The sequence below is a fragment of the Micromonospora sp. CA-111912 genome, assembly GCF_050948415.1.
Classification (GTDB): domain Bacteria; phylum Actinomycetota; class Actinomycetes; order Mycobacteriales; family Micromonosporaceae; genus Micromonospora.
In genome coordinates, this window is sequence record NZ_CP192007.1 from 5,318,976 (window position 1) to 5,340,222 (window position 21,247).

The 21,247-nt window shown below is 76.0% G+C and carries 17 protein-coding genes and 2 pseudogenes; 11 read left to right on the forward strand and 8 right to left on the reverse strand.

What is annotated here, in order from left to right:
• Positions 1-66: 66 nt before the first annotated feature.
• From ACQPZO_RS21905 to ACQPZO_RS21925, 5 genes and pseudogenes are all read right to left on the reverse strand, one after another.
• Complete coding sequence (locus tag ACQPZO_RS21905; RefSeq protein WP_387023514.1) at positions 67-246, reverse strand: hypothetical protein; 180 nt, start codon at positions 244-246, stop codon at positions 67-69.
• A gap of 89 nt (positions 247-335) precedes the next feature.
• Positions 336-3,734, reverse strand: coding sequence for an error-prone DNA polymerase (locus tag ACQPZO_RS21910; RefSeq protein WP_433351144.1), 3,399 nt, complete (start codon positions 3,732-3,734; stop codon positions 336-338).
• A 90-nt stretch (positions 3,735-3,824) separates the two neighbouring features.
• On the reverse strand, positions 3,825-5,555 hold the full coding sequence (locus tag ACQPZO_RS21915; RefSeq protein ID WP_433343576.1) for a DNA polymerase Y family protein: 1,731 nt from the start codon (positions 5,553-5,555) through the stop codon (positions 3,825-3,827).
• A gap of 197 nt (positions 5,556-5,752) precedes the next feature.
• Positions 5,753-6,490, reverse strand: a pseudogene (locus ACQPZO_RS21920) (hypothetical protein); the annotation flags it as partial.
• Between the two features lie 100 nt (positions 6,491-6,590).
• The gene (locus tag ACQPZO_RS21925; protein ID WP_433343577.1) at positions 6,591-7,040 is read right to left on the reverse strand and encodes an SAV_6107 family HEPN domain-containing protein; all 450 of its coding nucleotides are present in this window, start codon (positions 7,038-7,040) and stop codon (positions 6,591-6,593) included.
• Positions 7,041-7,614: 574 nt separating this feature from the next.
• Between ACQPZO_RS21925 and ACQPZO_RS21930 the strand changes: the two are divergent.
• The 7 genes and pseudogenes from ACQPZO_RS21930 to ACQPZO_RS21960 all read left to right on the forward strand — a co-directional run.
• Positions 7,615-8,412: pseudogene (locus tag ACQPZO_RS21930) on the forward strand (EamA family transporter); the annotation flags it as partial.
• A gap of 240 nt (positions 8,413-8,652) precedes the next feature.
• Positions 8,653-9,141: a YbaK/EbsC family protein gene (locus ACQPZO_RS21935; RefSeq protein ID WP_433351146.1), complete on the forward strand. Its 489-nt coding sequence runs from the start codon at positions 8,653-8,655 to the stop codon at positions 9,139-9,141.
• On the forward strand, positions 9,138-9,875 hold the full coding sequence (locus ACQPZO_RS21940) for a monooxygenase (protein WP_433343579.1): 738 nt from the start codon (positions 9,138-9,140) through the stop codon (positions 9,873-9,875). Before ACQPZO_RS21935 ends, ACQPZO_RS21940 begins: the two co-directional genes overlap by 4 nt.
• Entirely contained in the window at positions 9,872-10,462 is a 591-nt protein-coding gene (locus ACQPZO_RS21945; protein ID WP_433343581.1) for a GNAT family N-acetyltransferase, read from the forward strand. The genes ACQPZO_RS21940 and ACQPZO_RS21945 overlap by 4 nt, the downstream gene beginning before the upstream one ends.
• Positions 10,463-10,580: 118 nt before the next feature.
• Complete coding sequence (locus ACQPZO_RS21950; protein WP_433351147.1) at positions 10,581-11,372, forward strand: carotenoid biosynthesis protein; 792 nt, start codon at positions 10,581-10,583, stop codon at positions 11,370-11,372.
• On the forward strand, positions 11,369-12,496 hold the full coding sequence (locus ACQPZO_RS21955; RefSeq protein WP_433343582.1) for a glycosyltransferase: 1,128 nt from the start codon (positions 11,369-11,371) through the stop codon (positions 12,494-12,496). The genes ACQPZO_RS21950 and ACQPZO_RS21955 overlap by 4 nt, the downstream gene beginning before the upstream one ends.
• A gap of 11 nt (positions 12,497-12,507) precedes the next feature.
• Positions 12,508-13,995 (forward strand): phytoene desaturase family protein, encoded by a 1,488-nt coding sequence (locus ACQPZO_RS21960; RefSeq protein ID WP_433343584.1) that lies wholly within the window; start codon positions 12,508-12,510, stop codon positions 13,993-13,995.
• A gap of 29 nt (positions 13,996-14,024) precedes the next feature.
• Here the strand turns inward: ACQPZO_RS21960 and ACQPZO_RS21965 are convergent, their stop codons facing one another.
• Complete coding sequence (locus ACQPZO_RS21965; RefSeq protein ID WP_350882895.1) at positions 14,025-14,714, reverse strand: CDP-alcohol phosphatidyltransferase family protein; 690 nt, start codon at positions 14,712-14,714, stop codon at positions 14,025-14,027.
• Positions 14,715-14,757: 43 nt separating this feature from the next.
• Complete coding sequence (gene metF, locus ACQPZO_RS21970; protein ID WP_433343586.1) at positions 14,758-15,675, reverse strand: methylenetetrahydrofolate reductase [NAD(P)H]; 918 nt, start codon at positions 15,673-15,675, stop codon at positions 14,758-14,760.
• 304 nt (positions 15,676-15,979) lie between these two features.
• On the opposite strand from metF, the gene ACQPZO_RS21975 reads away from it, so the two are divergent.
• Both ACQPZO_RS21975 and ACQPZO_RS21980 read left to right on the forward strand, forming a co-directional pair.
• Positions 15,980-16,447 (forward strand): helix-turn-helix domain-containing protein, encoded by a 468-nt coding sequence (locus ACQPZO_RS21975; RefSeq protein WP_433343587.1) that lies wholly within the window; start codon positions 15,980-15,982, stop codon positions 16,445-16,447.
• Positions 16,448-16,543: 96 nt separating this feature from the next.
• Positions 16,544-17,626: a polyprenyl synthetase family protein gene (locus tag ACQPZO_RS21980; protein WP_433343588.1), complete on the forward strand. Its 1,083-nt coding sequence runs from the start codon at positions 16,544-16,546 to the stop codon at positions 17,624-17,626.
• A 114-nt stretch (positions 17,627-17,740) separates the two neighbouring features.
• Here the strand turns inward: ACQPZO_RS21980 and ACQPZO_RS21985 are convergent, their stop codons facing one another.
• Positions 17,741-18,133: an Rv2175c family DNA-binding protein gene (locus ACQPZO_RS21985; protein ID WP_433343589.1), complete on the reverse strand. Its 393-nt coding sequence runs from the start codon at positions 18,131-18,133 to the stop codon at positions 17,741-17,743.
• A gap of 175 nt (positions 18,134-18,308) precedes the next feature.
• Between ACQPZO_RS21985 and pknB the strand changes: the two genes are divergently transcribed.
• Together pknB and ACQPZO_RS21995 are read left to right on the forward strand one after the other, a co-directional pair.
• The gene (pknB, locus tag ACQPZO_RS21990; RefSeq protein WP_433343591.1) at positions 18,309-20,294 is read left to right on the forward strand and encodes a Stk1 family PASTA domain-containing Ser/Thr kinase; all 1,986 of its coding nucleotides are present in this window, start codon (positions 18,309-18,311) and stop codon (positions 20,292-20,294) included.
• 2 nt (positions 20,295-20,296) lie between these two features.
• A complete protein-coding gene (locus tag ACQPZO_RS21995) occupies positions 20,297-21,166 on the forward strand; it encodes a deoxyribonuclease IV (protein WP_433351149.1) in 870 nt (289 codons plus the stop codon).
• Positions 21,167-21,247 lie beyond the last annotated feature (81 nt).

Here is a 21,247-nt window from a genome sequence, read left to right on the forward strand (position 1 = left end):
CCCGGCGCATCCGGTGGCCGGGGAACGGCGACCGGTCGAGCCGGGCGGGCTCCGGACCGGGTGGTGTCAGGACTCGCCGCCGCCGGCCGGGTCGTCCTCGGCACGGGACCGGCGGGCGTTGGCCACCGGGCCGTCGGTCACCGAGTATTCGCGAATCTCGGTGGTGTGCGCCGCGACCCAACCGGCATCGAGCCGGGTGCGTCGGGCGTTGGCCACCGCACCGGTGTACGTGTCGTTACCCGCCACTCGTTCTACCCCCTCGTGGAACCCGGGCCACTCTGCCCGCGCGCGATCACAAGTCTCCCTCGCGATCGCCCGCCACACTGTAACGTCGATCACCGGAAGTCGCGGGAGGCCGGTGCGACCGGCGGTTCGATCGGGTCGAGCCGGTCGGCGGTGAGGCTGATCACCCCCTCGTGCCGCTGCAACCGGCCGCGCACCACCAGGGCGGCGCTGGTCCGCGCCACCCGCCGGTGGCGCTGCCACAGCCCCGGCGAGCAGGTGACGTTGAGCATGCCGGTCTCGTCCTCCAGATTGAGGAAGGTGACCCCGCCGGCGGTGGCCGGCCGCTGCCGGTGGGTGACGATCCCGCCGACCCGGATCCGCCGGCCCGGCTCCACCCGGCCGAGCCGGGCGATCGGCACCGCGCCGAGGGCGTCGAGGCGGTCCCGGATGAACCGGGCGGGGTGGCTCTCCGGCGACAGCCCGGTCGCCCAGACGTCGGCGACGAGGCGGTCCACCGCCTCCATCCCCGGCAGGGTCGGGGCGGTCGTGCCGGTCACCGTGCCCGGCAGCCGGCCCGGCCGGTCCTGGGCCGCCGCCCCGGCGGCCCAGAGCGCCTGCCGCCGGGTCAGCCCGAAGCAGGCGAAGGCGTCCGCGGTGGCCAGCGCCTCCAGCTGCGCGGCGGTGAGACCCACCCGCCGGGCCAGGTCCGGCATGTCCCGGTACGGCCCGTGCGCCGCCCGCTCGTCCTCGATCCGCTCGGCCACGCCGTCGCCGAGGGTACGCACGCCGCCCAGCCCGAGCCGGACGGCCGGCCCACCGAGGCCCCACTCATGCGGGGGCTCCCCGGGGGCGCTGCCCCACCGGGTGACCGGGGTGGATTCGAGGACGGCCTTCGCGCCGCTGGCGTTGACGTCCGGCCGGCGAACCTCCACCCCGTGCCGGCGGGCGTCGTCGACCAGGGTCTGCGGCGAGTAGAAGCCCATCGGCTGGGCGTTGAGCAGGGCGGCCAGGAACGGGCCCGGGTGGTAGCGCTTGAGCCAGGAGCTGGCGTACACCAGGTAGGCGAAGCTCATCGCGTGGCTCTCCGGGAAGCCGTAGCTGGCGAACGCGGTGAGCTTGCGGTAGACGTCGTCGGCCAACTCCCCGGCGATGCCCCGCTCGGCCATCCCGGCGTAGAGCCGGTCGGCGATCTGCGCCATCCGCTCCACCGAGCGCTTGGCCCCCATCGCCCGGCGGAGCTGGTCGGCCCCGGCCGCGTCGAAGCCGGCCAGGTCGATGGCGAGCTGCATGAGCTGCTCCTGGAACAGCGGCACGCCGAGGGTCTTCTCCAGCGCGTTGCGCATCAGCGGATGCGCGAACGTCACCGGCTCCTGGCCGTTCTTGCGCCGGATGTACGGGTGCACCGAGCCGCCCTGGATCGGGCCGGGACGGATCAGCGCCACCTCCACCACCAGGTCGTAGAACTCGCGGGGCTTGAGCCGGGGCAGGGTGGCCATCTGGGCACGGCTCTCCACCTGGAACACCCCGACCGAGTCGGCCCGGCAGAGCATGTCGTACACCTCGGGGTCGTCCAGCGTCATGTCGCCCAGGTCGAGGCTCTCGCCGATCATGTCGTAGCCGTAGTGCAGGGCGGAGAGCATGCCGAGGCCGAGCAGGTCGAACTTGACCAGGCCGACGGCGGCGCAGTCGTCCTTGTCCCACTGGAGCACGCTGCGCCCGGGCATCCGGCCCCACTCCACCGGGCAGACCTCGATCACCGGCCGGTCGCAGATGACCATCCCACCCGAGTGGATGCCCAGGTGCCGGGGGAACGTCTGCAACTCGTCGGCGTACGCGACGACCTGCTCGGGAATGCCCTCGACGTCGACGGAGGCGACGGAGCCCCAGCGGTCGATCTGCTTGCTCCAGGCGTCCTGCTGGCCGGGCGAGAAGCCGAACGCCTTCGCCACGTCCCGCACCGCCGACCGGGGCCGGTACGAGATGACGTTGGCGACCTGGGCGGTGTGCTCCCGGCCGTACCGGGCGTAGACGTGCTGGATCACCTCCTCCCGGCGGTCGGACTCGATGTCCACGTCGATGTCGGGCGGGCCGTCGCGCTCCGGGGCGAGGAAGCGCTCGAAGAGCAGCCGGTGCCGGACGGCGTCCACGTTGGTGATCCGCAGCGCGTAGCAGACCGCCGAGTTCGCCGCAGACCCCCGGCCCTGGCAGTAGATGTCCTGCTGGCGGCAGAACGTGACGATGTCGTACACCACCAGGAAGTAGCCGGGGAAGCCCAGCTCGTCGATCATCCGCAGCTCGTGGTCGAGCTGCCGGTACGCCGCCGGGTGCGCCCCCGGTGGCCCGTACCGCTCCCGGGCGCCGTCCATGGTGAGCCGGCGCAGCCAGGTCATCTCGGTGTGCCCCGGCGGCACCGGGTACGCCGGCAGCCGTGGCGCCACGAGCTGGAGGTCGAACGCCAGCTCCGCGCCGAACTCGGCGGCCCGGGCCACCGCACCCGGGTACGCGGCGAACCGGGCCGCCATCTCCTCCCCGCTGCGCAGGTGCGCGGTGGACGCGGCGGGCAGCCAGCCGTCGATCTCGTCCAGGCTGCGCCGGGCCCGCACCGCGGCCAGGGTGGTGGCCAGCCGGCGCCGGCCCGGCGTGGCGTAGTGCACATTGTTCGTGGCCACCGTGGGCAGCCCCGCCGCGGCGGCCAGCTCGGCGAGGGCGTCGTTGCGGTCGGCGTCGACCGGATGGCCGTGGTCGGTCAGCTCCACCGCCACCGTGTCCGCGCCGAACAGCGCGGTCAGCCGGTCCAGCTCCCGGGCCGCCGCGTCGACGCCCTCGGTGAGCAGCGCCGCCGGCACGTGCCCCTTACGGCAGCCGGTGAGCACCAGCACGTGGTCGCGCAGCTCGGCGGCGACCTCCTCCAACTCGCCGTAGTCCGGGCGGCCCTTCTCCCCGCCGCGTAGCTGGGCGCGGGCGATGGTACGGGCCAGCCGGGCGTACCCCTCGGGGCCGTGGGCGAGGGCGAGCAGGTGGGTGCCGCGCGGGTCGGGCCCACCGTTGCCGCCCCGGGGCCCCGGCTGCGGCCCGGACAGGCCCAGCGACAGCTCCGCGCCGATCACCGTGGGCAGTCCCAGCGCACGGGCCGACTCGGCGAAGCGGACCACGCCGTAGAAGCCGTCGTGATCGGTGACGGCGAGCGCGGTGAGCCCGAGCCGGGCCGCCTCCTCGGCCAGTTCCCCGGGGTGGCTGGCCCCGTCCAGGAAGCTGAAGTTGCTGTGCGCGTGCAACTCGGCGTAGGGCACCGCGCCGCCGGGACGGACCAGCTCCGACGGCCGGGACGGCTCCGACGGCCGGGACGGCTCCCGCCGACGCCCCCAGGCCGGCGCGTCGCCCCCGTCTGCGTCGACGGCGAGTGGATCCACCACGTGCAGGTGCCGCCCACCCGCCACCGCGCCGCCGGACCGCCCGGAGAGCACCCGCTCCAACTCCGCCCACTGCATCCGCGGATTGTGGAAACTCACCACGCCCCCGGTTCCGTGGAGATCTTGGAAGATTCCGGCCCCTGGAGGGGCCGGAATCTTCCAAGATCCGCGGGTAGGGCGGCCCATCGGTCAGTCATAGATGGCCTCCACCAGCCACTGGCCGGCCTCGACCGCTAGGAGGAGGGCGGCGCCGTCGGCCAGGCAGACCTGGAACCGGGCCCGACGGCGGGCCTCGGCCGGCGCCCACCAGCGCTCGTCCACCGGCCACGGGCCGGCCCAGCCGACGATGTCCACCGGACGGGCCGTGCCGACCACCAGCCGGGCGGGGGCGGCGCTCACCTGGAGCCGCGCGCTGACCCCGACCGGCTCGCCGACGGCGTCGTACACCGTCGCGGCCAGCGGCTCGGGGAGCACCACGGCCGGCGCGGGCGGCGGAAGGCGCCCCGGCCACGGAGGAACACCGGGTCCGGTGGCACCACCGACCCCGACGGCGGTCCAGACGCCACCACGGGACCTGACAGCACCGCCGGACCTGCCCGACCCGACAGCACCACCAGGTCCGACACCGCCGGAGCCCGTCGGTTCCACCGGCGCCGGCAGGGCATCCTGGCCCGGCCAGGTGGGCTCGCCCGGGCGGGCGGGCAGCCGCTCGTCGCCCCAGGGCACCAGCCGCACCTGGTCGGCCGGGGACCGCCCGCCGCCGAGCACCGCGGTGACCACCGCCTCGGGGCCGAGGATGCCCTGCACCCGGCTCAGCGCCCGGTGCGCCCGCTCCCGCTCCTCGCCCACCTCCCCCCACAGCCCGGGTTGCAGGCCGGCCTGGGCGAGCACCCCGTCGGGCACCAGCCGCAACCGGATGATCCCGGCCGTCGGCCGGGCCGGGCGGGCGCCGGGCCGCCCGGTGCTGCCGGAGAGCCAACCGTCGAGCTGCCAGCGCACCCGGTCGGCGATGGCCGCGGCGGTGAGCAGGCCGTCGTGCCGCCAGACCCGGTGCAGCTCCTGGCCGTGCGCGGTGACCGCCTCGATGCCGAGCCGGGTGCAGGCCAGGCCGTACGCGGCCAGCCGGTCGTGCAACCGCTCGGCCAGCGCACGGGCGGCGAAGGCCGCCGCGTCCACCCGGTCGATCGGCTCGTCGTGGTCGGCGGTGACCGCCAGGTCGGCCGGGGGCTGACGGACGGCCAACGGCCGGTGGTCCCGGCCGGCGGCGAGCCGGTGGGCCAGCGCACCGTCGAACCCGAACCGGGCCAGCACGTCCCCCGCCGGCAGCGCGGCGAAGTCCCCGAGGGTACGGACACCGAGCCGCCGCAGCAGGTCGGCCAGGGCCGGCCGGCCGAGTGCCTCCACCGGCAGGCCCGCCAGGAACCCGGGCGTGCCGCCGGCGGGCACCACCTGTCCGACGCGGGCGGCGAGGCCGGCGGCGAACACCCCGTCGGCGATCCCCACCTGGCTCTCCACCGCGCAGGTCTGCGCGACGTGCTCGACGAGCCGCTCGGCGGCTGGCTCCTCGCCGCCGAGATAGCGGCTCGGGCCCCGCGCGGCCAGCGCGCAGGCACCCGGGCGGACCACCTCGACCCCGGCGGCGACCTCCTCGACCGCGGCGACCACCGGCTCGAACGCCCGGGCGTCCCGGCCCGGGTCGTGGTCGACGACGGTCAGCTGCGGGCAACGCCCCTGTGCCTCCCGCTTACGCAGCCCTCGACGGACGCCCTCGGCACGGGCCCGCTCGGAGCAGGCGACCACCCGGTTGGCGTGCAGCACGGCGACCGGCCCGATGGCCGGCACCCCGTCGACGATCTCGGCGGCCAGCACCGGCCAGTCCGGGCACCAGAGCAGCAGCGTGCGCGTCGGCACCCCGGTCACGCGGGACCGACCACGGCAAGCCCGCCACGGTCGGGCGGGACGTCGAAGGCGGACGCGCCACGATGGTCCGGGACGTCGCGACGGGGCGGGACGTCCCGGACGAGCCCAGCACGGCCAGGCGGCACGTCGAAAGCGGGCGGCACGTCGAAAGCGGGCGGCACGTCGAAAGCGGGCGGCACGTCGAAAGCGGGCGGGAACGCCGGGGGCACCGGGCGGAGCCGGCCGGCGGCCGAACGGCCGGTGACGGAGGCGGCCGGGACGGCTGCCGGACGGGGGATGATCCGGGTGAGCCCGTCGCCGGGGAGCCAGACCTTGATCTCCTTGGGCCGGGCGGCCGCGCCCCGCCCCCGGGCGGAGACGGTGACCTCGCGCCGACGCAGCCGGCCCCGGCCCTGTCCCAGCCCCTCCCAAACGCCCCGGACCACCTGCAACGTGATGTCCGCGCCGTCCCAGCGGCCGTACGGGACGAGCACGCTGCCCCGCTGGCGGGCCCGGGCGGCCAGCCGGTTGGTGACCGAGGCGGAGACGGTGGCCGGCACGGCGGCCACCACCACGTCGACCCCGTCGATCAGCGCGGCGACGACGGTGGGCCACTCCGGCCCCGGCTGCGGCACCAGGGCGAGCCGGTCCAGGGCGAGCCCGGCCTCGGCCGCCGCGCCCGCGCCGAAGGTCGGCACCCCCACCACGGCGCACCACGAGCCGGCTCGGGACGCCTCGGCGAGCAGCGCCAGCAGCAGCGACGTGCCGCCGCTGCGCCGGGGCTGGCCGGTGGCGACCGCGATCGTGCTGCCCCGGCGCAGCCCTCGGTTGGGCAGCAGGCCGGTCAGCTCGGGGGGCACCGGGAGCACCCGCTGCCCGCCGGCCGGGTCCGGCGCGCTCGCCGGGCGTACCAGGCCCGCGAGCGCGGCGGAACCGATCACCATTCGGCCCGCCATCGGACCTACCCCCCGTCGTGCTCGTCGTGCCGGAATCGGAGCCCTGCGCGGGCTGGGCGGAGGCCGCCCCTGCGGGGGCAGCGCCCGCCGGGCGGCTCGTTCAGGCGGCCAGGCCGTCGAGCGCCGGCTGGTGGGCCAGCCCGAGGGTGGTCTCCACCACCGTCACGAACTGCTCGGCCGCCCGGAGCAGGTCGTCTGCCTGCCGGGCGGTGACCACCCGGGGGATGCCGGCCTCGGCCGCGGCGCGCTTGCTGGCACCGGCGGCGAAGAACGCCGCCCACTCGTCGAGCTCGGGGGCGACGGTGGAGAGCAGGACCCAGACGCTGGTGATCCGGTTGCGCCGGGCCGGGGCGGGACGGGCCCGGGCTGCGAGCAGGGCTGCGGCGGCGCGGAGCGCGGCCAGGTGGGCCGCCGCGTAGCGCAGCCCGTCGGGGCCGGTCCGGCCGGCTTCGGTCAGCCCGTGGCGGGCCACCGCGAGAAGCTGGGCCGGGGTGCGGTGCGGCAGCACGTGTGCCGGCACCGTCGGTGGCTGGGCCGGGTTGGTCGGCATGGGCTGTCTCCTCCACGTGGCCGGGGCGGGGCGCGGGCGACCGGGGTCCGCCGGCGCACGGGCCGTCGAGTGGTGCGGAGGAAGACGCACCGTTGGGGGGCCGGCCGGGTGTGGACGCTTCCCCACACCACACCCGGCCGGCGTACCGGCGGGTTCGTCGCCCGCCGCCCGGGGGTCGTGGGCGGCGGGCGACGCTCCTGCCTGACGGGCCCGGACTCGCGACTGCCCGGGACCCAGGTGCGGCCCGCGGAGCCGCACCGCCCGGGGCCGGTGCCGCGAAACACCGCCCGGGCTGTTGGAACGAATGTTCGAGACAATCGAACACTCGTTCTAACTGCTGCTGACAGTACACCCCGCGCCCGACGAAAAAGCAACGTGCGGCGGATGGCGCGGCGCAGCGACAACGGCCGGTCGGCCCCGCACGCCGGACCGGCTTCCCGCACCCGACGGGGCCCGGCCGACAGGTGCCTGCACGGGGCGTGGACGGGTAACGAGCGACACAGCCCTACGCCCCTGACAACCGCGGCGCTAGCCTCTGCTCGTGACGACCCCCCGCCCCGCCCTCGGCGTCGCCATGGTGCTCGGCTCGGGAGCCCTGTTCGCCGTCAACGGCACGGTCTCCAAGTTGGTGCTCCGGGCCGGCCTGAATGCCCAGCAGCTCACCCTGCTGCGCGCGCTCGGCGCCGTCGCGGGCCTGCTCCTGCTGAGCCTGGTGCTGCGCCCGGGCGTGCGCCGGCTCCGGGCCACCCCCCGGCAGATCCCGCTGCTGGTCGCGTACGGCCTGACCGGCTTCTTCCTGGTCCCGATGCTCTACTTCGTCGCCATCTCCCGGCTGCCGGTCGGCCTCGGCCTGCTGTTCGAGTACTCCGCCCCGCTGCTGGTCGCCCTCTGGGCCCGGTTCGGCCAGCGGCACCGGGTCCGCCCCCGGCTCTGGGCCGGCCTGGCGCTGAGCCTCGCCGGGCTGGGCTGCGTGGCCGAGGTGTGGGGCGAGCTGAAGCTGGACGGGCTCGGCATCCTCGCCGGCCTCGGCGCGGCGGTCTTCCTGGCCGTCTACTACGTGCTCGGCGCGCGTGGCGTGCAGGGGCGGGACACCCTGTCGCTGTGCACCTGGGCGTTCGGCGCGTCCGCCGTGGCCGGGCTGCTCACCCGGGCGGTCACCGCCGACACCGGCGGCTGGGAGCCGCTGACCGGCAGCGCGGCGGGCGTCCCGGTCGCCCTGCTCTGCGGGTACGTGGTGGTGCTCGGCTCGATCGTGCCGTACCTGCTGGTGGCGGGCGCGATGCGGCACCTGCCGGCGACCAGCGTCGGGATCGTCGGCATGGTGGAGCCGGTACTCGCCGCGGCGGTCGCCTGGGTGGTCATCGGCGACGGTGAGACGCTCAACACCGCACAACTCGGCGGCGGGGCGCTGGTGCTGCTCGGGGTGGCGCTGGCCGAGACGGCCCGGGTGACCACGCCCCGGGCGACCACGCCGCCCGCGCCCGACACCGGCACGCTCGACCCGGCCCCGGCCCCGGCCCCGCCGCTCAAGGGGCCGGGGAACGAGCGGGCCGGACGAGGCTCGGGCCGCCCCTGGGAGCTGGGCGGGAGCGGGCCGGGAAGAATGGGTGTCATGCAGTCACACCCGAACGTACGGGCGATGCGGGAGGCCCTCGACGCCGTGGGCGCGCTCGACGGCGCCGGCCGACCCAGCGCGGTTCGCCTGCTGCCCGAGGCGGTGCACACCGCCGCCGCGGCGGCCGAGGCGCTCGGCGTGGACGTCGGCGCCATCGCCAACTCGCTGGTCTTCGCCGCCGACGACGCCCCGCTGCTGGTGCTCACCTCCGGCGCGCACCGGGTGGACACGGCCGGCCTGGCCGCGTCCCTCGGGGTCACCCACCTGCGCCGGGCCACCCCCGAGTTCGTCCGGCAGCACACCGGCCAGGTGATCGGCGGGGTCGCCCCGCTCGGCCACCCCACGCCGCTGCGCACCCTGGTCGACACCGCCCTGGAGGGGTACGACGAGATCTGGGCGGCCGGCGGGGTGCCCCGGGCGGTCTTCCCCACCACGTACGCGGAGCTGCTCCGGATCACCGCCGGCACCCCGGCCGAGGTGGCGTGAGCGGCGTACCCGAGCTGGTCACCCTGCACGTCTGGCGGATTCCTCGGGCGGCGCTGCCCGGGGCGCTGGCCCGGATGGCGACGCACCCGACGCGGCTGCGACGCACCGGCGGGGTGCGGTTCGGCAAGTTGCTCGGCACCGGGACCGGCACCGGCTTCGGCCCCGGCGACGCCGACCTGACCCGCTGGGCGGCGCTGGTCGTCTGGGAGTCCCCGGCCGCCGCGGCCGGCTTCGCCGACTCACCCGTGGGCCGCTCCTGGGCCCGCGTCGCCCGCTCCTCGGCCCGGGTGGACCTGCGCCCGCTGACCAGCCGGGGTGAGTGGTCCGGCCGACGCCCGTTCGGCGAGCCGTCCGGCGGCCGGGTCGCCGGCCCGGTGCTGGCGCTGACCCGGGCCCGGCTGCGGGCCCGCCGGGCGGCCACCTTCTGGCGGGCGGTGCCGCCGGTGGCCGCCGCCCTGCACGCCGCGCCCGGCCTGCTGGCCCGGTTCGGCGTCGGCGAGGCCCCGCTGGGTTGGCAGGGCACGGTCAGCGTGTGGCGCGACACGGCGGACCTCGTCGCGTTCGCGTACCGTCACCCCGAGCACCGCGCCGCGATCACGCGCACCCCCACCGCGGGGTGGTACGCGGAGGAACTCTTCGCGCGGTTCGAGGTGCGCGACGTGGTCGGCGACCGGTCGGTGCTGGGTTGGGTCGCCGACGGCGATCCGGAGACGGCGAAGGATGGACGGGCATGAGGTTGGTGCGCTGGACGCCGGACGACCTGGTCCGGCGGCTGGACGACGTGGTGGCCGTCTACGGCGAGGCGATGAACTACCGGACGGACCTGTTGGCGGCCCGGCGCGGCTACATCGCCACCCACGTGCGCCGCCCCGGCTTCCGCGCCGTCGCCAGCCTCACCTCCGAGGGCCACCTGGCCGGCTTCGGGTACGGATACCTCGGCGCGGCGGGCCAGTGGTGGCACGACCAGGTGCACCGGGCGCTGGACGGCGACGCCCGGCGGCGCTGGCTCGCCGACTGCTTCGAGGTGGTCGAGCTGCACGTCCGGCCGCCCGCGCAGGGGCACGGCCTGGGCGCCCGGCAGCTCACCGCCCTACTCACCATGGCACCGGGCAGCACCACCCTGCTGTCCACCCCGGAGGCCGACGAGCAGCACTCCCGCGCCTGGCGGCTGTACCGCCGGTTCGGCTTCGTCGACGTGCTGCGCCACTTCCACTTCCCCGGCGACGAACGCCCGTTCGGCATCCTCGGCCGGGACCTCCCGCTCACCCCGCAGGCCCCCGCGGACCGGACGGCCTCCGCCCCGGGCCCGGTCGCGTCGTGACCCGACCCCGACGGCCCCGGCTCGGGCCGTGACCCGACCCTGGCTGCCCCGGATCGGGGCCGTGACCCGACGCAGGCTGCCCCGGGTCGGGCTGGAGGGCCTGCTGACCCGAGCCGGGCTGGACTGCCGGCTGCCCTGGGCCGGGCTGGGCGTGCTGGTCCTGGCCCAGATCTGCTACCCGCTCACCACCGGCGCCACCCGGGCCGGGCTGACCGTGGCCACCGTCGTGCTCGGGTGCCTGCTCTCGGTCGGTCACGCGCTGCTGAGCCGGGGGCCCCGCGCGGCGGCGGCGCTGGTCGCCGTGGCCGCTGGCGGCGGCTTCGCGATCGAGGCCCTGGGGGTGGCCACCGGCTTCCCGTTCGGCAGCTACGACTACTCCGGCGAGCTGGGTCCGAAGCTGGCCGGAGTGCCCCTGATCATCCCGCTCGCCTGGACGTGGATGGCCTGGCCGGCCTGGCTGACCGCGGCCCGGCTCGCCCCGCCCGGGGTCGGCCGGGTGGCGCTCGCAGCCGTCGGGCTGGCCGCCTGGGACCTCTTCCTCGACCCGCAGATGGTCGCCGAGGGCTACTGGGTGTGGCGGGACGCCACCCCGGCGCTGCCCGGCCTGCCCGGCGTGCCGGTCAGCAACTACCTCGGCTGGCTGCTGTTCGCGGTGCTGCTGATGGCGGCGCTGCGCCCGCTGGCCGGGCCGGTGATCGACCACGCGGACTCCCGGGACGCCCCGATGTTCGCGCTCTACCTGTGGACGTACCTGTCCAGCATCCTGGCCCATGCGGTCTTCCTCGGCCTGCCCGCCTCGGCGGCGTGGGGCGCTGCCGGGATGGCGGTGGCCGCCGTGCCGCTGGCCCTGACACTGCGCCGGGAACGCCGGGAGCGCCGCCCGCGCCGGCCGGTCGACGCCACCGCATGACCGGCGTCCTGCTGCTGGTCGCGGGCGTCGCCGCGCTCACCGCGCACACCTGGGTCAACGCCACCCGGTGGCTGCGCCGCCCCGCCGGCGGGCCGGTCGAGGTCGCCGAGACCGTCGCGCTGCTGCTGCCGCTGCGCGACGAGGCCGCCCGGGTCACCCCGTGCCTGCGGGCGCTGCTCGCCCAGCGGGGCGTGCCCGACCTGCGGATCGTGGTGCTCGACGACGGCTCGGCCGACGGCACCGCCGACGTGGTCCGCGTGGTGGCCGGCGCCGACCCCCGGGTCACCCTGCTCACCGGGGTCGCCCCGCCGCCGGGCTGGCTGGGCAAGCCGCACGCCTGCCACCAGCTCGCCACCCGGGCCGACCCGGCCGCCACCGTCCTGGCGTTCGTCGACGCCGACGTGGTGCTCACCCCGTACGCGGTGGCGGCGGCGGTGGCGGAGCTGCGCGCCGCGCGGGTGACGCTGCTGTCGCCGTACCCCCGGATCGTGGTGGCGACGGCGGCCGACCGGCTGGTGCAGCCGCTGTTGCAGTGGCTCTGGCTGACCTTCCTGCCGCTGCGGGCGATGGAGCGCTCGCCGCGGCCGTCGCTGGCCGCGGCCGGCGGGCAGTTCCTGGTGGCGGACCGGGCCGGGTACGACGCGGCCGGCGGGCACGCCGCCGTGCGCGCGAGGGTCCTGGAGGACATCGAGCTGGCCCGGGCGGTCAAGCGGTCCGGCGGCCGGATCGCCCTGGCCGACGGCTCCCGGCTGGCGGCCTGCCGGATGTACGACGACTGGCCGCAGCTGCGCGACGGCTACACCAAGTCGCTGTGGGCCTCGTTCGGCCACCCGGGCGCGGCGGCGGCCGTGCTGGCCCTGCTGCTCCTGCTCTACACCGCTCCCCCGCTGCTGGCCCTGGGGGCCCTCGCGGCGGGCGCTCCGGCGGTCGCGGCGGCGGCGTTCCTCGGCTACCTGCTCGGGGCTGCCGGGCGGGCGGTCAGCGCCCGGGCGACCGGTGGCCGGTGGTGGCCCGACGCGCTCGGCCACCCCGTGTCGGTCGTGGTCCTCGGTTGGCTGACCCTGCGGTCGTACCATCTGCGGAAGCGGCACCGCCTGTCCTGGCGAGGCCGCCCGGTCAGCTAGGAGGGCACGTCATGGCTCGGATCGTGGTCGTCGGCGCAGGGGTGGGCGGGCTGGCCACCGCCGCCCGGTTGGCCGCCACCGGGCACGAGGTGACCGTCTTCGAGCAGGCCGACACCGTCGGCGGCAAGCTCGGCCGGTACGTCCACGACACCCCCGGCGGGTCGTTCCACTTCGACACCGGGCCGAGTCTGCTCACCCTGCCGGAGGTCTTCCACGACCTGTTCGAGGCGACCGGGGCGAAGCTCGACGAGTACCTCGACCTGGTCCCGGTGGACCCGATCGTCCGGCACGTCTTCCCCGACGGGGCCACGCTCGACTCGTGCGCCGACCCGGCGGAGTTCGCCGCCCGCGTCGGGGCGGCGTTCGGCGACCGGGCCGCCGCCGACTGGCAGCGGCTGTGGCGACGCGCCGCCCGGGTCTGGGACGCCTCGCACCGGGACGTCCTGCGCCGGGCTGTCGACTCCCCGCTGGACCTCGCCGGGCTGGCCTGGCGGCTGGGCGACCTCGCCGCAATCGGTCCCGGCCGCACCCTGCGCGGGCTGGGCCGCCGGCACCTGTCCGACCCCCGGCTGCGGATGCTGCTGGACCGGTACGCCACCTACACCGGCGCCGACCCCCGCCGGGCCCCGGCCGCGCTGGTCGCCGTGCCGTACGCCGAGCTGACGTTCGGCGGCTGGTACCTGCGCGGCGGCCTGGGCACCCTCGCCGACGCGCTGCTGACCCGGTGCCTGGACCTCGGCGTGGTCGTGCGGACCGGCACCGCGGTCACCCGGATCGACGCCGCGGGCGGCCGGGTGCACGGGGTACGCCTCGCCGGCGTCGCCGCGCCCGTCCCCGCCGACGTGGTGGTGGCCAACGTGGACGCGCTGACCGTCTACCGGGACCTGCTGCCCAGCCCGCGCCGGCTGGCCGGGCTCACCGACCGCAGCCTCGCCGGCTTCGTGCTGCTGCTCGGGGTGACCGGTGACACCGGGCTGGCCCACCACAACGTGTTCTTCCCGCGCGACTACGACGCCGAATTCGACGCGGTCTTCGGCCACCCGGGGCGCGGGATCCGGGCCCGCCCCGCGCCCGACCCGACGGTCTTCGTCACCGTCGCCGACGACCCGGCCGTCCGCCCCGAGGGGCAGGAGGCGTGGTTCGTGCTGGTCAACGCCGCCCGGCACGGCACCGCCACCGGGGCGGTGGACTGGCGCCGGCCGGGGCTCGCCGACGCGTACGCCGACCGGGTCCTCGACGTGCTCGCCGAGCGGGGTGTGGACGTGCGGGACCGGCTGGCGTTCCGGGAGGTCCGCACCCCGGCCGACCTGGACGCCACCACCGGCGCGCCCGGCGGTTCGATCTACGGCACGGCCGGCGGCCTGCTCCGCCCGGCCAACCGGGGCCCGGCGGCCGGCCTCTGGCTCGTCGGCGGCTCCTCCCACCCGGGCGGCGGCCTCCCGATGGTCACCCTCTCCGCGCAGATCGTCGCCGACGAGATCGGCCCAGCCTGGGCCTGAGGGAAGCCGACTCCACCCACCGGGTGTCGTCAGTCGGCGTCGATGAGGGCGCGGCGGACGGTGGAGAGGAGTTGGCCCAGGCCGAAGCCGGCGAGCAGCACCCAGACGGCGGTGGCCATGGTGATGGTGCCGGCGGTCAGGTCCGGGTCGATCAGTCCGGCCAGCCCGGCCAGCAGCAGCCCGACCAGGGCCACACAGACCCGGGTGGGACGCTCCCCCACGGTGACCACGCTGATCTCCCGCATCCCGGCCGAGACCGCCCGGGCCCGGACGTACTCGTGCAGCCAGGACAGCCCGCCCGCGGCTACGACCAGCGGGCCCGGCGCGCCCAACAGCCAGAACGCGGCCAGCCAGGCGACCTCGCCGAGCCGGTCGGCCACGGAGTCGTAGACGTACCCGAGCCGGGTGGTGCGGTTGGTGGCGACCGCCACCGCACCGTCGACGCTGTCGGCCACCGAGGCGGCCAGCACGAACAGCGCCCCGATGATCGGCCCGTTCACGGGCCGGACGGCGAACAGCGGTACGCAGAGGCAGAGCAGCACGCCCGCCACGGTGACCGCGGTCGGGGTGACCCGCAGCCGGCCCAGCACGTACCCGACGTGGTAGGCGAACCGCAGCCAGGCGCGGACCACCGGGGCCGCCACCCGGGGATCGAAGCCCCCGTGCAGCCGTGCCCACACCGTCGCGTATTCGTCCCAGTTCAGCTGACTGCCCACCACGGAACAACCGTCGCATCGGCGCTCAGGTGTCGCGCCACGGGGGTCACACCCGGGTGTCGACCTGCAACTGCTGCCAGACCTCCCGGGTCGCGGTGGACCGGTTGAGGGTGATGAAGTGAATCCCGGGGATGCCCTCGTCCAGCAGGCGTCGGCACATCTCGGCCGCCTGCTCGATGCCGAGCCGGCGGACCGCCTCCGGGTCGTCGGCGACCTCGGCGAACCGCGCGGCCAGGGCCGGCGGGAACGGCGCCCCGGAAAGCTGCGTCGAACGCTCGATGGTGCTCAGCTGGGTGACCGGCATCACTCCGGCCAGAATGGGGGTGGCGCAGCCGGCCGCCGCCACCCGGTCGCGCAGCCGCAGGTAGTCGTCGGCGTCGAAGAACATCTGGGTGATCGCGAACTCCGCACCGGCCTGGCACTTGCGGACGAAGTGCGCGGTGTCGCCGGCCACGTCGGCCGAGCGCGGGTGCTTGTAGGGAAAGGCGGCCACCCCGACGCTGAAGTCGCCGGCGTCGCGGACCAGCCGGACCAGGTCCTCGGCGTAGAGCACGCCCTCGGGGTGGCGGACCCACTCCCCGCCCGGGTCGCCCGGCGGGTCGCCCCGCACGGCCAGAATGTTGCGCACCCCGACGCCGGCCAGCCGGCCGATGACGTTGCGCAGCTCGGCGACGGAGTGGTTGACCGCGGTCAGGTGCGCCATCGGCAGCAGGGTGGTCTCGGTGGCGATCCGCTCGGTCACCGCGACCGTGGTGTCCCGGGTCGACCCGCCGGCCCCGTAGGTGATCGAGACGAACGACGGGCGCAGCGACTCCAGCTCTCGGATCGCCTGCCAGAGCAGCCGCTCGCCCTGCGGGGTCTTGGGCGGGAAGAACTCGAACGAGAAGGTGGGCTGACGGTCACGGATCAGCTCCCCGATCGCCGGCTGGGGATTGGGGAGGACCGAGGGAAGACCGAGCGCCACGCCTGAACTCTAGCGGCCGGCACCTGCCGGGCCCAGACTTTCCCACCTGGCGCGACCGCACCAGGAGCCGCGAGACGGAACCGGTCGTCCCGGTGCCCGGAAGGCGGGCCGTACCGGCCCTGAGGTTCCTCTCGCACCACGCCACGACGGCCACCGTCGTACCCCCGGAGTAGACAGGTGGGCAGCGCGGACGGGGCCGGCTCCCGGGGGCCCGCGCGGGGGTCAGCACCGACCGGCGGCACACCGGTCCCGCCCGTTCGGGCAGGTCGACGCCGTCGCCGCGCCGACCCCTCCCGGAGGACCGATGACGCCGCCCACGCCACCCGGCCCCGAGCCGCTCGGGCCGTTGCTCGCCCGGCTCCGGCTGGCCCGGGGCCGCAGTCAGCAGCTCCTCGCCGCCGAGCTGTGCGCCGCCTCGGGCGTGCCCACGCTGAGTCGGCACGAGGTGTCGCGCTGGGAGCGGCAGCTCCGCGTGCCGGGGGACTTCTGGCTGGGATGGCTGGCCGTGACCCTCGCCGTGCCGGTCGAGCTACTGGCCGAGGCCGCCGAGCACAGCCGGCCAGCTCGCCGGGGCACGCCGCCGGCCGGCCCGGCACGCCCGGCACGCCCAGCACGCCCAGCACGCCCGCGAGCCGACGGTACGGCGACGCGCCGCCCTCGCCTGCGCGGCGGCCCGTCACCTGCCCCCACCGCCACCATCCGGCCGGCACCGCCACCCGGCCGGCCCGTCCACCGGGCGGGCCGGCGATCACCGCCCGCGACCAGGCGCTAACCCCGGTGCGACGGCGTTCGGCGGGCGGGGTGGCCCACGGCGCGCCACGGGCCACGGATGCGGCACCGTCCCGGGCGACCCGCTAGCGTCGGGGGCGTGACCCACGCTGCTCCCGTGTCCCCCGTCGACCGCGCTGGCCTGCGTCAGCGGGTCGACAAGGCCCTGACCGAGTTCCTGGCCGGCCAGCACGCCTGGATGAAGGGCGTCGACGAAGACCTGGTGCCGGTGGCCGAGGCGATCGAGGCGTTCGTGCTGGGCGGCGGCAAGCGGCTGCGCCCGGCCTTCGCGTACTGGGGGTTCCGGGGTGCCGGCGGGGGCGACTCGGACCAGGTGGTGACCGCGCTGGCTGCACTGGAGTTCGTGCAGGCCAGCGCGCTGATCCACGACGACCTGATGGACCGCTCGGACACCCGGCGCGGCGAGCCGGCGGTGCACCGGCGGTTCGCCGCCCGGCATCGCAGCGCCGGCTGGGGCGGCAACGCCGACGGGTTCGGCGACGCTGCGGCGATCCTGCTCGGCGACCTGTGTCTGGTCTGGTCCGACGAGCTGCTGCACTCCGCCGGGCTGGACCCGCGGATCGTGGCCCGGGCCCGCCCGGTCTTCGACGAGATGCGCACCGAGGTCACCGTCGGGCAGTACCTCGACGTGCTCACCCAGGCCACCGGCGACACCTCGGTGGAGCGCGCGGGCAAGGTCGCCCGGTACAAGTCGGCGAAGTACACGGTCGAGCGTCCGCTGCTGCTGGGTGCCGCGCTGGCCGGCGCGACGGCGGACGTCCGGGCTGCCTACTCGGCGTACGGACTGCCGCTGGGCGAGGCGTTCCAGTTGCGTGACGACGTGCTGGGGGTGTTCGGCGACCCGTCGCAGACCGGCAAGCCGGCCGGCGACGACCTGCGCGAGGGCAAGCGGACGTTCCTGGTCGCGGCGGCCGTGGAGGCCACCGACGCGGCCGGCCGGGAGCTACTGCTCGGCCGGCTCGGCGACCCGGGCCTGGACGAGGACGGGGTGGCCCGGCTGCGCGAGCTGATCACTTCGACCGGGGCGCTGGCCCGCACCGAGGAGCGGATCGCCACGCTGACCGACACGGCGCTGGCCGCGCTGGCCGCCGTCGACCTGGAGACGGAGGCCCGCCAGGCGCTGGTCGACCTCGCCGTCGCCGCCACCCGCCGCGCCGACTGACCCCGCCCCGCCCGGCCGACCCGCCATCCCGGCCAGGGCCGCCCGGTACGGCGCAGCCCGCCCGACCCGCCCGGTGCGACGGGAAACAGGGGTCGGGCGGGGTGGGTCAGGGGGTCAGAAGCCGAGGGCCTGGGCGCGGCGCTTGACCTCGCGGGCGTGGTCGCCACCGAGCGTGGCGGCCGGGGTGCCGCCGGACAGGGTGTCGTCGGGCTCGTAGAGCCAACGCAGCGCGGCCTCGTCGTCGTAGCCGGCGTCGGTCATCAGGGTGAGCACCCCGGGCAGGTGCTTGAGCACGGTCTGGTTGGCCACCAGGTCGACGGGAATCCGGCGGATGCCGTCGCGGCGCACCGAGAGCAGCTCCCGGTCCCGGATCATCTGGTGGATCTTGCTGATCGACAGGTCGAGGCGCTCGGCGACGTCCGGCAGGGTCAGCCAGCGGGCCGGATCGGTCGGGCCGGCGAGGGCGGCGCCGGAGGCAGCCTGGTCGGAGGGTACGGAGTCGGTCACCCGATCACCCTGCCACGTTGCCGGCAGCAGCGGCGAGGGCACCCCCTCGACCGGTCCGGACGGGTGCCGGGAGGACTCCGAGGGGCGACGTGAGCGCGGCGGGACGGGCCCCCTCGCCAACCATCTGTGGCATCCTGTTCAACCTCTGCCCTCTGGACACATAGACTGCCTGCCGATGGACACACAGGTCGCCGACACGTTGCTGGGCTCGCTGATCGACGGGCGCTACCGCATTCGCGGTCGCGTGGCCCGTGGCGGCATGGCGACCGTGTACACCGCCACCGACGAGCGCCTGGAGCGCACCGTCGCGGTCAAGATCATTCACCCGACCCAGGCCGCCGAGACGCGGGCCCGGACGGCCGGGTTCCTGGAGCGGTTCACCGACGAGGCGAAGACCATCGCCCGGCTGACCCACCCGAACGTGGTGGCGGTCTACGACCAGGGCACCCACGCCGGCCTGCCGTACCTGGTGATGGAGTACGTGCGCGGCCGGACGCTGCGCGACGTGCTCGCCGAGCGGCGCCGGCTGCACCCGGACGAGGCGCTGGCGATCATGGAGCAGATGCTCGCCGCGATCGCCGCCGCGCACCGGGCCGGCCTGGTGCACCGCGACGTCAAGCCGGAGAACGTGCTGGTCGCCGAGGCGCCCACCGGCGGGGTCGCCAACCTGGTCGACAGCGTGGTCAAGGTCGCCGACTTCGGGCTGGCCCGGGCGGTGGAGGCCAGCGCCGAGGACGAGCCGGGCAACCAGCTCATGGCCACGGTGGCGTACGTCGCGCCGGAACTGGTCACCGACGGGCACTCCGACACCCGCACCGACGTCTACTCGGCCGGCATCGTGCTGTTCGAGATGCTCACCGGCCGGGTCCCGTACGACGGCGACCGGCCGGTGGACGTCGCCTGGCAGCACGTCGACAACGACGTGCCAGCCCCGTCGACGCTGGTGCCGGGGCTGCCGAAGGCGCTCGACGACCTCGTCGCTCGGGCCGCCCGACGCGACCCGGAGGCGCGGCCGGCCGACGCCGGCGTCCTGCTGGCCGAGGTCCAGGTCGCCCGCGACGAGCTGGGCAACCCGAACGCGCACACCGCCGTGCTGCGCGCGGTGACCGACGACGCAACCCCGCTGAATCAGCCCACCATGGTGGTAGCGGCGGTCCGGCCCGCCGAGCGCCCGGCCTGGGCCCGGCTGCCCGAGCACAAGGAGCAGCGCCCGCACCGGCGGCGGGCCGAGCCGGAGAGCCCCAGCCCGGGCGGCCGGATCGCCGCCCTGCGGGCCCGGGTGCTCGGCGACCCGCGGGGGCGCATGGGCCTGCTGGCGGCGGCCGTGGTGCTCGTCCTGATCGCCGCGCTCACCGGCTGGTGGTTCGGGGTCGGCCGGTACACGGTGGCCCCGGAGCTGGTCAGCCTCAGCAAGGCCGAAGCGCAGGCGCAGGCGACCCGGGGCGGTTTCACCCTCGAGTACGCCGAGCCCCGCTACGACGAGAAGGTCCCGCGCGACGGCGTGGTGGCACAGAGCCCGGTCTCGGCCGCCCGGATCCTCAAGGGCGGTGCCATCACCCTCACCCTCTCGCTAGGGCCGGACCGGTTCCCCGTGCCGGACGTGGTCGGCAAGGAGTTCGAGCTGGCCCAGGCCGACCTGACCAACGCCAAGCTGGTGGTCGCCAAGGGCACCCCCCGGTACGACGACAACCTGCCCGAGGGCGTGGTGGTGGACACCAACCCGAAGGTCGGTGCCGAGGTCAAGCCGGGCGCGAAGGTCACCGTCATCCTGAGCAAGGGCAAGGCCCCGATCTCGGTGCCGAACCTCGTCGGCAAGAACGTCAACGAGGCCCGCGCCGCCCTGTCCCAGCTCGGCCTGGTGCCGGTCGAGACGTACAAGGACTCGGACAAGCCGAAGGACGAGATCCTCGGGCAGAGCCCGGCGGACGGCGCGGGCGTGGAGAAGGGGGCCCAGGTCAAGCTGGACGTCAGCAAGGGCCCCGCCCCGGTGGTCGTGCCCCGGGTGCTCGACCTGCCCTGCCAGCAGGCCAAGCAGCAGTTGGAGAGCCAGGGCTTCCCGGTGAACGTGCAGTTCAACCCGAACGGCATCGTCCGGTTCCAGAACCCGGGCGAGAACGCCCAGGTGGCGCCGGGCACCCAGATCACGATCGGGTGTCTGTAGAGATGTCGGCGTCCGCTCTCCGCCGGCCGGTCGGCTCGCACACCCCCACGTCGGGCGGGCTGGCGAAGGCGGCCCTGCCGTACGTCGACGCGGCCGGCTCCGAGGCCGTCCAGGTCTACGTCTCCAACTCCCGGGGCTGGGCGCTCCCGGCGGGCGACCCGGCCCAGGACGCGCTGTTCCGCGACGGCTGCGCCGAGCGGGGGGTGCCGGTGTTCGTCCACGCGTCGCTGCTGGTGAACCTCGGCTCCCCCACCCCGGCCACGGTCGAGCGGTCGGCGCAGACCCTGGCCCACGCGCTGCGCCGGGGGCGGGCGATCGGCGCCTCCGGGGTGGTCTTCCACGCCGGCAGCGCGGTCGACGCGGGTCACGCCGACGCGGCCATGCGTCAGGTACGCGAGGCGCTGCTGCCCCTGCTCGACGAGACGCTGGCGACGGGTGGCCCGCTGCTGCTGGTCGAGCCGAGCGCGGGTGGCGGCCGGTCGCTGGCCTCCCGGGTGGAGCATCTCGGCCCGTACCTGGACTCGGTGGACCGACACCCCGGCCTGGGCGTCTGTTTCGACACCTGCCACGCCTGGGCCGCCGGGCACGACCTGGCCGTCGAGGGCGGCATGACGGCCTGCCTGGACACGCTGGTCGCGACGGTCGGGCCGGACCGGCTGCGACTGGTGCACGCCAACGACTCGAAGGACCTGTGCGGCTCGACCCGGGACCGGCACGAGAACATCGGCAAGGGCGGCATCGGCGAGCCGGCGTTCGCCGAACTGATGGCCCACCCCGCCACGGCGGGCATTCCGGTGGTGGTGGAGACCCCCACCGAGAAACACGAGGGCCACGCCGCCGACATAGCCACCCTCACCCGCCTCCACCCCTGACCCACCGGCCCAGGCGGGCCCGGCCAGGCCACGTTGATCAAGAGCTTTCCGAGCGCCGGATCCCGACGCAAGCCTCTTGAT